11 protein-coding genes and 1 pseudogene are annotated in these 10,332 nt (G+C 71.8%); 9 read left to right on the forward strand and 3 right to left on the reverse strand.

Annotated features, from left to right (window positions below):
• Window positions 1-301, reverse strand: a 301-nt coding sequence (locus tag MVA01S_RS26215; RefSeq protein WP_174538995.1) for a thiamine phosphate synthase, incomplete at its 3' end; no start/stop codon positions are given.
• 151 nt (window positions 302-452) lie between these two features.
• Between MVA01S_RS26215 and thiO the strand changes: the two genes are divergently transcribed.
• From thiO to MVA01S_RS26260, 9 genes are read left to right on the forward strand one after another with little or no spacing between them, the layout of a single operon-like run.
• Window positions 453-1,469 (forward strand): glycine oxidase ThiO, encoded by a 1,017-nt coding sequence (gene thiO / locus MVA01S_RS26220; RefSeq protein ID WP_040542840.1) that lies wholly within the window; start codon window positions 453-455, stop codon window positions 1,467-1,469.
• Window positions 1,466-1,663 (forward strand): sulfur carrier protein ThiS, encoded by a 198-nt coding sequence (gene thiS, locus MVA01S_RS26225; protein WP_003932867.1) that lies wholly within the window; start codon window positions 1,466-1,468, stop codon window positions 1,661-1,663. The genes thiO and thiS overlap by 4 nt, the downstream gene beginning before the upstream one ends.
• Window positions 1,656-2,411, forward strand: a complete 756-nt coding sequence (locus MVA01S_RS26230; RefSeq protein WP_003932866.1) for a thiazole synthase — start codon at window positions 1,656-1,658, stop codon at window positions 2,409-2,411. Before thiS ends, MVA01S_RS26230 begins: the two co-directional genes overlap by 8 nt.
• A gap of 26 nt (window positions 2,412-2,437) precedes the next feature.
• Window positions 2,438-3,169 carry an SGNH/GDSL hydrolase family protein gene (locus tag MVA01S_RS26235; RefSeq protein WP_003932865.1) on the forward strand — a complete coding sequence of 244 codons (732 nt, stop codon included), beginning with the start codon at window positions 2,438-2,440 and terminating at the stop codon, window positions 3,167-3,169.
• A complete protein-coding gene (locus MVA01S_RS26240; RefSeq protein WP_003932864.1) occupies window positions 3,166-4,083 on the forward strand; it encodes an ABC transporter ATP-binding protein in 918 nt (305 codons plus the stop codon). Before MVA01S_RS26235 ends, MVA01S_RS26240 begins: the two co-directional genes overlap by 4 nt.
• A complete protein-coding gene (locus MVA01S_RS26245) occupies window positions 4,080-4,835 on the forward strand; it encodes an ABC transporter permease (protein ID WP_003932863.1) in 756 nt (251 codons plus the stop codon). Before MVA01S_RS26240 ends, MVA01S_RS26245 begins: the two co-directional genes overlap by 4 nt.
• 10 nt (window positions 4,836-4,845) lie before the next feature.
• Window positions 4,846-5,757: an alpha/beta fold hydrolase gene (locus MVA01S_RS26250; protein ID WP_040542837.1), complete on the forward strand. Its 912-nt coding sequence runs from the start codon at window positions 4,846-4,848 to the stop codon at window positions 5,755-5,757.
• A 10-nt stretch (window positions 5,758-5,767) separates the two neighbouring features.
• Window positions 5,768-7,270 carry a M28 family metallopeptidase gene (locus tag MVA01S_RS26255; RefSeq protein ID WP_040542834.1) on the forward strand — a complete coding sequence of 501 codons (1,503 nt, stop codon included), beginning with the start codon at window positions 5,768-5,770 and terminating at the stop codon, window positions 7,268-7,270.
• Window positions 7,267-8,727, forward strand: coding sequence for a M28 family metallopeptidase (locus MVA01S_RS26260; RefSeq protein ID WP_003932860.1), 1,461 nt, complete (start codon window positions 7,267-7,269; stop codon window positions 8,725-8,727). The genes MVA01S_RS26255 and MVA01S_RS26260 overlap by 4 nt, the downstream gene beginning before the upstream one ends.
• Here the strand turns inward: MVA01S_RS26260 and MVA01S_RS26265 are convergent.
• Both MVA01S_RS26265 and MVA01S_RS26270 read right to left on the reverse strand, forming a co-directional pair.
• Window positions 8,681-9,985, reverse strand: a complete 1,305-nt coding sequence (locus MVA01S_RS26265; protein ID WP_237024325.1) for a uracil-xanthine permease family protein — start codon at window positions 9,983-9,985, stop codon at window positions 8,681-8,683. The genes MVA01S_RS26260 and MVA01S_RS26265 overlap by 47 nt on opposite strands.
• A gap of 7 nt (window positions 9,986-9,992) precedes the next feature.
• Window positions 9,993-10,332, reverse strand: a pseudogene (locus MVA01S_RS26270) (amino acid permease); the annotation flags it as partial.

Below are 10,332 nucleotides of genomic sequence, written 5' to 3' on the forward strand. Positions count from 1 at the left end.
CGTCCTGACCCAGGTGCAGCACGTCGGCCCCGGCCGCGCGCGCGACGTCGGCGCGGTCGTTGACCGCGAACAGGGCGCCGTGCCTGCGGGCCGCGTCGGCGAGCACCTCGAGCGCGGCGATCTCCTCGCGGGCCTCCAGCGGGCCGAACTGCCGCTCCCCGGCGGAGCCCTTGTCGCGCAGCTGGATGATGTCGACGCCGCCGGCCAGCGCCGCGTCGGCGAACTCGGCGAGGTCGCCGCGCTCGCGGCGGGCGTCGGTGCACAGGTACAGCGAGGAGCTCGCCAGGCGGGGTTCACGCACCCTCGAACGCTAGCGCCGCCGCGACGTAGGCTGGTAGCCGACCACACGGGAGTCCCGGGCACGGGGACTGAGAGTGAGTCCGCCGACTCTTACCGTCACACCTGATCCGGATCATGCCGGCGAAGGGAGCCAGCCAGCAGTGTCAGCCCAGTTGCCCGCCCACACCCGCGGGACGCTCGCGGTCGTCGGCGGCGGCGTCATCGGGCTGTCGGTGGCCCGCCGCGCGCTGCAGGACGGCTGGAGCGTGCGGGTGCACCGGACCGATGAGGCCGGCGCGTCGTGGGTGGCCGGCGGCATGCTGGCCCCGCACAGTGAGGGCTGGCCCGGCGAGGCGCAGCTGCTGCGGATCGGCCTGGAGTCGCTGCGCTTGTGGCACGACGGCTTCCTCGACGGCTTGCCGGCCGAGGTGGTGACCGCGCGTCAGTCCCTGGTGGTCGCGGTGGACCGCGCCGACGCCGCCGACCTGCGGACCGTCGCCGAATGGCTGTCCGGGCAGGGCCATCCGGTGACCCCGACCAGCACCGCGCGCGACATCGAACCCCTTCTCGCCCAGGGCATCCGGCACGGCTTCCTGGCCGACACCGAGCTCGCCGTCGACAACCGCGCGGTGGTCGCCGCGCTGGCCGCCCAGTGTGAACGGCTCGGTGTCCGGTGGGCGCCGCCGGCGTCGGACCTGTCCGAGACCCGCGACGCCGACGCCGTGGTGATCGCCAACGGCATCGACGCCCCCACACTGTGGCCCGGGCTGCCGGTGCGCCCGGTCAAAGGCGAGGTGCTGCGGCTGCGGTGGCGCCGCGGCTGCCTGCCGGTCCCGCAGCGGGTGGTCCGCGCGCGGGTGCACGGCCGCCAGGTCTACGTGGTGCCACGCGCCGACGGCGTCGTGGTCGGCGCCACGCAGTACGAACACGGCCGCGACACCGCGACCACGGTCAGCGGGGTCCGGGATCTGCTCGACGACGCGTGCACCGTGATGCCGGCGCTGGGGGAGTACGAGCTGGCCGAGGCCGCGGCCGGCCTGCGCCCGATGACGCCGGACAACCTCCCGCTGGTCGGCAGGCTCGACGAGCGCACACTGGTCGCCGCCGGGCACGGCCGCTCGGGTTTCCTGTTGGCGCCGTGGACGGCGCAGACGATCGCCGCCGAACTGGAAGGAGCGCTGGTCCGATGAAGGTGACGGTCAACGACGAGGCGGTCGAGGTCGGGGAGAACACGACCATCGCCGCGCTGCTGGACGGTCTCGGCTTCCCCGAGAAGGGAATCGCCGTCGCGGTGGACTGGTCGGTGATCCCGCGGTCGGAGTGGGACACCGCGCTGACCGACGGCGCCAAGGTCGAGGTCGTCACGGCGGTGCAGGGTGGCTGACAAGCTCAGCATCGCCGGCCGCGAGTTCGGGTCGAGGCTGGTTCTGGGGACCGGCGGCGCCGCCAACCTCGCTGTGCTGGAGGCGGCGCTGATCGCGTCGGGGACCGAGATGACCACGGTGGCGATGCGCCGCGTCGACGCCGACGGTCGCACGGGCGTGCTGGAACTGCTGAGCCGGCTGGGCATCACGCCGCTGCCCAACACGGCCGGCTGCCGCGGCGCGGCCGAGGCGGTGATGACCGCGCAACTGGCCCGCGAGGCGCTGCAGACCAACTGGGTCAAGCTCGAGGTGATCGCCGACGAACGCACCCTGCTGCCCGACGCCGTCGAACTGGTCAGGGCCGCAGAGCAACTGGTCGACGACGGGTTCGTGGTGCTGCCTTACACCAACGACGACCCGGTGCTCGCGCGGCGGCTGGAGGACACCGGCTGCGCGGTCGTGATGCCGCTGGGGTCACCGATCGGCACCGGACTCGGCATCGCCAACCCGCACAACATCGAGATGATCGTCGACCAGGCGAACGTGCCGGTGATCCTGGACGCCGGCATCGGCACGGCCAGCGATGCCGCACTGGCCATGGAACTGGGCTGTGACGCGGTGCTGCTGGCCAGCGCGGTGACCAGGGCCGCGGATCCGCCCGCGATGGCCGCGGCGATGGCCGCCGCCGTCCGGGCCGGCCACCTGGCCCGCCACGCCGGCCGCATCCCGAAGAGGTTCTGGGCCCAAGCATCCAGCCCCGCCCTGTGAACAGGTATGTGGCCCTTGGCAGTTCGATGGCTGCCGGCCCGGGCATCACCCCGCGGGTAGCGGGTTCACCGCGCTCGGCGGGCCGCTCCGCGCGTAATTACCCGCACCTGGTCGCCGACGCACTCGGACTGGACCTCGTCGACGTCACGTTCTCCGGGGCGACGACCGCGCACGTGCTGCGCGATTCCCAGCGTGGCGCACCACCGCAGATCAGCGCGCTCGACGGCACCGAGACGCTGGTGACCGTGACGATCGGGGGCAACGACGTCGGCTACGTCCCGATGCTGTTCGCGGCCGGACTGCCGCGTGCGCTGCGGTCGGTACCGCTGCTGGGCGGCCGGCTGCGTGCGCTGCTGGACCCGTCAGCCCGTTACCTCGCGCTGACGACGGTGGGCGGCGCGCTGATCGAGGTGGGGCGCGAGATCCGGCGGCGCGCACCGCAGGCCACCGTGCTGTTCGTCGACTATCTGACGCTGCTGCCGGCCACGGGCGGGGCGCCCCCGCTGCGCGGCGCCGACGTGACGCTGGGCAGGCACGTGGCGGCCACCCTGGAACAGCTGACCGCCGACGCGGCGCAGGCCAGCGGTTGCGGCCTGGTGCGCGCCGCCGAGGCCAGCCGGGAGCACCACGCCTGGTCCGACTCTCCGTGGACCACCCGGTTCGGTGTCCCGGTTCCGGGCCGGCCCGCCCCGCTGCACCCCAACGCCGACGGGATGCGCGCGGTCGCCGATCTGGTGCTCGCGGCGGTCCGGACATGATCGAACTGACCGCCCTGACAAAGGTTTTCCGGTCGGGCCGCGGATCGTTCCGCGCCGTGGACGGGTTGACCTGCACGATCGAGCCCGGTGTCGTGACCGGGTTCCTCGGGCCCAACGGCGCGGGCAAGACCACCACGATGCGGATGATCCTCGGCCTCGACCACCCCACCTCGGGCACCGCCACCATCGACGGGCGCAGCTACCGGCAGCTGCGCGACCCGCTGCGCACGGTCGGCGCGCTGCTCGACGCCCGGCAGGTGCACCCGAACCGCACGGCGCGCAACCATCTGCGCTGGATGGCCGCCGCCAACCGGATCGCCGCCGCCCGGGCCGACGAGGTCCTCGGCATGGTCGGGCTGACCTCGGTCGCGGACTCCCGCGCGGGCACGCTGTCACTGGGCATGAGTCAACGGCTCGGTATCGCGGCGGCGCTGCTCGGTGACCCGCCCGTGCTGCTGTTCGACGAACCGGTCAACGGTCTCGACCCCGAGGGCATCCACTGGGTCCGCAGCCTGATGCGCACTCTCGCCGCGGAGGGCCGCACCGTGCTGGTGTCCAGCCATCTGCTGGCCGAGATGGCCGACACCGCCGACCGGTTGGTGGTGATCGGCAAGGGCCGCCTGATCGCGTCGACGACGGTGGCCGAGTTCACCGGGCGCTCCGGTGCGGCGCCGGTGCGGGTGCGCGGGCCGCGGCTGCAGGACCTGCACACCGCGCTCACCGAGGCCGGGTTCACCGTGGACGCCGAACCCGACGCGCTGACGGTGCGCGAGGCCACCACCGAGGCCGTCGGCGAACTCGCCGCCGCGCGCGCACTGGTGCTGCACGAGTTGAGCACCCGGCGGGTCTCGCTGGAGCAGGCCTACCTGGCCTCGACCGAGGACGCCACCGAGTACCGGGCGGGGGACCGGTGAGGCGCGCGGCGGCGGTCGTCAATGCCGAGCGTGTCAAGCTGACCACGGTGCGCTCACCGCTGTGGGCCGCGCTGGCGGCCACGGTGCTCAGTGTCGGGCTGGCCGCGTTGCAGGCCTCCGTGACCTACGGCTATGCACGGCTGAGCGTGCCGGAGGCCGCGCTCGGTGTCGCGGTGTTCGGGATCCCGGTGCTGATGATCGTCGCGGCGATGACGGTGACGAGTGAATACCGCAGCGGGCTGATCTCGGTGACGTTCCTGGCCACTCCCGACCGCACCCTGGTGCTGTGTGCGAAAGCGATTGTGGCGGCGCTGTTCTCGTCGGTACTGGCGGTGGTGATGGTGCTCGGCTCGGTCTCGGTGGCCCGGCTGGTCGCCGACCAGGGCGTTGCGGACGCACTGACGGTGTCGGCCACGATGCGTTTCGCCGCGGCGGTGGTGCCGTATGCGGCACTGGCGGCGGTGCTCGGGGTCGGGGTCGCCGCGCTGCTGCGGCACACCGCGGGCGCGGTGACCGTCCTGCTGCTGTGGCCCCTGCTGGTCGAACCCCTGCTGGCCAACCTGCCCGGCCGTGGTTGGCAGATCGGTCCGTATCTGCCGTTCGGGAACGTGCTGCGCTTCCTGGACGTGCAGTGGCTCTACCCGGGGTTCGCGATGCCCTGGGGTCCGGCGGGCTCGCTGGGCTACTTCGCCGCGGTGGTCGCCGTGGTGTTCGCCGCGGCGCTGATCACCGTCAACCGGCGCGACGCCTAGCATGGCGCACGTGAGCGCACCGCAGACCGTGGAACTGGAACTGCCGCACCTGAAGGTCACCGCGCTGGCCTGGGGTCCGCCCGACGGCCGGCTGGTGCTGTGCCTGCACGGCTTCCCGGACAGCGCGTGGGGATGGCGGAAGCTGGCTCCGCTGCTGGCCGAACGTGGTATGCGGGTGGTCGCGCCGTTCTCGCGCGGCTACGCCCCGACCGGGCCTGCGCCTGACGGCGACTACCACATCGGCGCGCTGATGTACGACGCGTTGGCGGTGCATCACGCGCTCGGTGCACCGGCGGATGCGGTGCTGATCGGCCACGACTGGGGTGCGTTCACCGCGGGCGCACTGGCGGCCTATCCGGAATCGCCGTTCGCCGAGCACATTACGATGGCGGTGCCGCCGATCGGTGCGGTCGCGCGGATGCGGGGATCGATCGGCCGCCAGCTGCGCATGCTGCCGCGCCAGCTGCGCAACAGCTGGTACATCCTGTTCTTCCAGCTGCCGGGGCTGCCCGAACGCGTTCTGCCCCGGGTCATTCCGACGCTCTGGCGGGACTGGGGCCCTCCGGGTCACGACACCGGCGCGGAACTGGACGATGCGCTGGCCGCGCTGCCGAGCCCGGCTCACCGGCGTGCCGCGGTCGACTACTACCGCGCGCTGGTGCGCCCGTCGCGTCCCGGCAAGACCTACGCCGATCTGCACCGCCACTGCTTCGGGATGCCCCAGGGGCCGATCCTGCACGTGCAGGGCGCCGAGGACGGTGCGATGCAGGCCGAATACGCCGCACCGATCGGGGCGGCACTGCCCGAGGGCAGCGCCGTGGTGACGATTCCGGCGGCCGGGCACTTCCTGCAGATCGAGCGTCCCGACGAGGCCGCGGCGGCGGTTCTGGACTATCTCGGCGCCCGCACGGGTCCGCGCTAACGTGGGGAACGTGATCCGGACAAGACTCGTGGCCTTGACGGCCGTCACCGTACTGTTCGCCGCGGGCTGTAGTCGCGACGCGGATCCGCAGCCGCAGCCGGAGCGGGAGCTCAGTGTGGCCACCGAGTTCGCCGAGGGGTTGGCGCAGAAGGTCACCGCCGACGCGATGATGACGCACCTGACCAGGCTGCAGGAGATCGCCGACGCCCACGGCGGCAACCGCGCACTGGGCACCCCCGGCTACGACGCGAGCGTCGACTACGTCGTCGAGGCGTTGCGCGGCAAAGGTTTCGACGTGGACACCCCGGAGTTCGGGGTGCGTATCCCGTGGGCCGAGGAGCCGCGGCTGACGGTGGCCGGTGCGCGCACCGAGGCGCGGCCGCTGCAGTTCACCATCGGCACCACATCCGAGGGGGTGTCGGGACCGCTGGTCGCCGCACGTGCCGACGACGACACTCCCGGCTGCACCGCCGACGACTACGACGGCCTGGCGGTCGACGGCGCGGTGGTGCTCGTCGACCGCGGGTCGTGTCCGTTCGGGGGCAAGCAGGCTGTGGCCGCCGACCTCGGGGCGGTGGCGCTGATCGTGGCCAACAGTGAGGGCGGACCCGATCTGGCCGGGGCCACCCTCGGCGAAGCCACGGACGTCAAGATCCCGGTCGTCGCGGTTGCCAAGGACGTCGGTGACCGGTTGCGTGCCGAGCCGGGCGCGACGGCGGTGCTGAACCTCAACGCCGGAGTGCGGGTGGAGAAGTCACGCAATGTGATCGCGCAGACCAGGACCGGATCGACGCAGGACGTCGTGATGGTCGGCGCCCACCTCGACAGTGTTCCGGAGGGGCCGGGAATCAACGACAACGGCTCCGGCGTGGCCGCAGTGCTGGAAACCGCTCTGCAACTGGAGGCTTCGCCGAGCGTGGCCAACGCGGTGCGGTTCGCCTTCTGGGGTTCCGAGGAGCAGGGCCTGTACGGCTCCGCGGACTACGTGGCCGGCCTGGACGAGGAGGCGCTCAAGGACATCGCGCTCTACCTCAACTTCGACATGATCGGTTCGCCGAACCCGGGCTATTTCACCATGGACGGGAACCAGTCGACTGCGCCCCGGCCGGGGGAGGGCGTGCCGAGGGTTCCCGAAGGCTCGGCGGGCATCGAGCGTACGCTGACCGCCTACCTGGACCGGGCGGGCAAACCCGGCGAGGACACCTCGTTCGACGGGAGATCCGACTACGACGGCTTCACCATGGCCGGAATTCCTGCGGGAGGCCTGTTCTCGGGCGCGGAGGAGAAGATGTCGGCCGAGCAGGCCGAGCGGTGGGACGGTCAGGCCGACCAGCCGTTCGACCCGAACTACCACAAGGACTCCGACACGCTCGAGCACATCGACGAGACGGCGATGCAGATCCACGGCAGCGGCGCTGCCTTCGCGGTGGGGCTGTACGCGCAGGACCAGCGGGGGCGCAACGGAATTCCGCTCCGTGAGGACCGCGTCCGCCATCAGCTGACGAAGTCATGACCAGCCGGTGGGCCGTGGTGCTGGCCGCAGCCGGTGCGCTGGTTGCGGCGTGCGCCCCGGCTGCGGCGCCCCCGACGGCCCCGCTGGGGCCGGACCTGGCCGGAAAGGTCACCATCGACGGGGTATACCGCCACCTGGTCGAACTGCAGCAGATCGCCGACGACAACGACGGCAACCGCGCCGACGGCACGCCGGGATATCAGGCCAGTGTCGACTACGTGGCACAACTGTTGCGCGACAGAGGTTTCGACGTGCAGACACCGGAATTCGAAAGGCTCTCGGGGTCGCAGGGCGGTGCGCCGGTGCTGACCGTGGCGGGCCGCGACTTCCGCGTCGACCAGGCGTCGATGATGATCACCACAGACCCGGGAGGCCTGCGCGCGCCCACCTTCCGTCCGCGCAGGGCCGCCGGCTGCGCGGCCGCCGACTACGGCGACGTGTCGGTGGTCAAGGCGATCGCCGTCGTCGACGACAGCGGATGCTCCGTCGTCGACAAGCACCGGGTGGCCCAGCAGCGCGGCGCGGTGGGCCTGCTGGTGGTCACCTCGGCGACCCCGACGCGCCCGGTCGGCGCGCCCGTGACGTTGTTCACCACCGGCTACTACACCCACCTGACGATGCCGGTGGGTGTCATCGACACCGACGCGGACGCCGCACTGCGGCGCACCGAGTCCCCGGTCACCCTTGTCCTGGACCACGAGCCTGTGCTGACGAAGTCGCGCAACGTGATCGCACAGACCAGGACCGGCGACGACCAGAACGTCGTCGTGGCCGGCGCCCATCTCGACAGCATCCGGGCAGGCGCCGGGATCAACGACAACGGGTCGGGCGTGGCGGCCGTGCTGGAGACCGCACTGCAGCTCGGCGCGGAGCCGGCCACCACCAACGCGGTGCGCTTCGCGTTCTGGGGTGCCGAAGAGGTCTCGATGGACGGCTCAAAGAAGTACCTGGGCTCACTGAGCAAGGACGAACTCGACGACATCGCGATGTACCTGAACTTCGACATGCTCGCCTCACTCAACGCCGGCTACTTCACCGACGACGGCGACCAGTCGACGCAGACCGGCCAGATCGTCGCGGCGCCCGAGGGGTCGGCGGGCATCGAGCGCACGCTGGCAGCCCGGTTGAACATGGCGGGGTTGCGCCCGGCGGACATCCCGCTGCAGCGGATCACCGACTACGGGCCCTTCCTGGCCGCGGGCATCCCGGTCGGCGGACTGACCACGGGCTCCTCGCAGCGGAAAACCGAGGTGCAGGCCCGGCTTTGGGGCGGCAAGGCCGGGGAACCGTTCGATCCGAACTACCACACGGGCAGGGACGACATCGACAACGTCGACCGCGACGCCCTCGAGGTGATGGCGTCGGCGGCCGCGTATGCGATCGGCACCTATGCGGAGTCGATCGAGGGGGTCAACGGGGTGCCGGGCCGGGATCAGCGGGACCGGCGGACGTCGTAGCGGTCGCGCCCGTCCGGAAACTCAGCAGCCGCATGCCGTGGTAGATCAGCAGTGCGGCGATCGAGCCCAGCGCGATCCCGGTGAACGTCAACGATCCTGCGCTCCACGTGAAGTCGGCGATGCCGATGATCAGTGGGATCGCCGCGGTCATCTGGTTGATCGGTTTGGCGAAGTCGACGTGGTTGGTCAGCCAGATGCGCACACCCAGGATGCCGACCAGGCCGTACAGCACCACCGTCGCCCCGCCGAGCACCCCGGCCGGGATCGCGACGATCACCGCGCCGACCTTGGGGCACAACGAGAGCGCGATCGCCACCAGTGCGGCCACCCAGTACGCGGCGGTGGAGTACACGCGGGTCGCGGCCATCACACCGATGTTCTCGGCGTACGTCGTCGTCGCCGACCCGCCACCGAACCCGGCCAGCGTTGTGGCGACACCGTCGGCGGCCAGCGCGCGGCCCATCAGCGGGTCCAGATCCCGTTTGGTCATCTGGCCCACCGACTTCACGTGCCCGATGTTCTCGGCGATCAACGCGATCACCGCGGGCAGGAACATCGGCAGCACCGACAGCGAGAACGTCGGCGTCTCGAAGTCGGGCAACCCGATCCACGGCGCCGCCGCGATGCCTGAGGTGTCGACCTCGCCGAGCAGCAACGCCAGCAGATAGCCGGCGACGACGGCGACGAAGATCGCGAGCCGGCCGATCATGCCGCGGAAGAACGCCAGCGCGGCGACCAGCAGCACCAGCGTCACGAGCCCGATCAGCGGGCCCTGCTCGAAGTTGTTCTTCGCCGCGGGCGCCAGGTTGAATCCGATCAGCGCGACGATCGCGCCGGTCACCACCGGCGGCAGGGCCAGGTCGAGCCAGCGGGTGCCGACCACGTGCACCACACCGCCGACGAGGATGAGCAGCAGGCCGACCGCGACGATGCCGCCGAGCGCGCTGCCGGTGCCCTCGGAGGCCACCGCCGCGGTCACCGGTGCGATGACCGAGAAGCTCGACCCCAGATAGCTGGGCAGCCGGTTGCCGGTGATCAGCAGGAACAGGATGGTGCCCACCCCGGAGAACAGCAGGGTGGTGGCCGGCGGGAACCCGGTGAGCACGGGCACCAGGAACGTCGCGCCGAACATCGCGACCACGTGCTGGGCGCCCAGACCGAGGGTGCGCGGCCAGCTCAGCCGCTCCTCGGGGGCGACGACGAAATCCGGATCCGCGCTCGAATCCACCCGTGTCCACGTCTTCGATACGAAAGCCACGGTGCGACTACACACCATGGCGGTGCGCACCGCCAGTCAGATAGGCGACCATTCCGACCAGCACCACCGCCGCACCGGCCAGCACCGACGCGGGCGGCAGGGTGAATGCCAGCAGCAGGCAGCCGGCCAGCCCGACCGCAGGCACCAACCGCGCGCCCAGCGTCGCGGTCAACGTCCAGGCCGCCGCGTTGGCGACCGCGTAGTACAGCAGCACCCCGAACGACGAGAATCCGATCGCGGCGCGCACGTCGGCCAGCGCGGCCACCACCGCAACCACGGCGCCGACCGCGATCTCGGCCCGGTGCGGGGTGCCGTGCTCGGGATGCACGGCGGCCAGCCGGCCGGGC

The sequence above is a fragment of the Mycolicibacterium vaccae NBRC 14118 = CIP 105934 genome, assembly GCF_001552715.1.
GTDB classification, from domain to species: Bacteria; Actinomycetota; Actinomycetes; order Mycobacteriales; family Mycobacteriaceae; genus Mycobacterium; species Mycobacterium vaccae.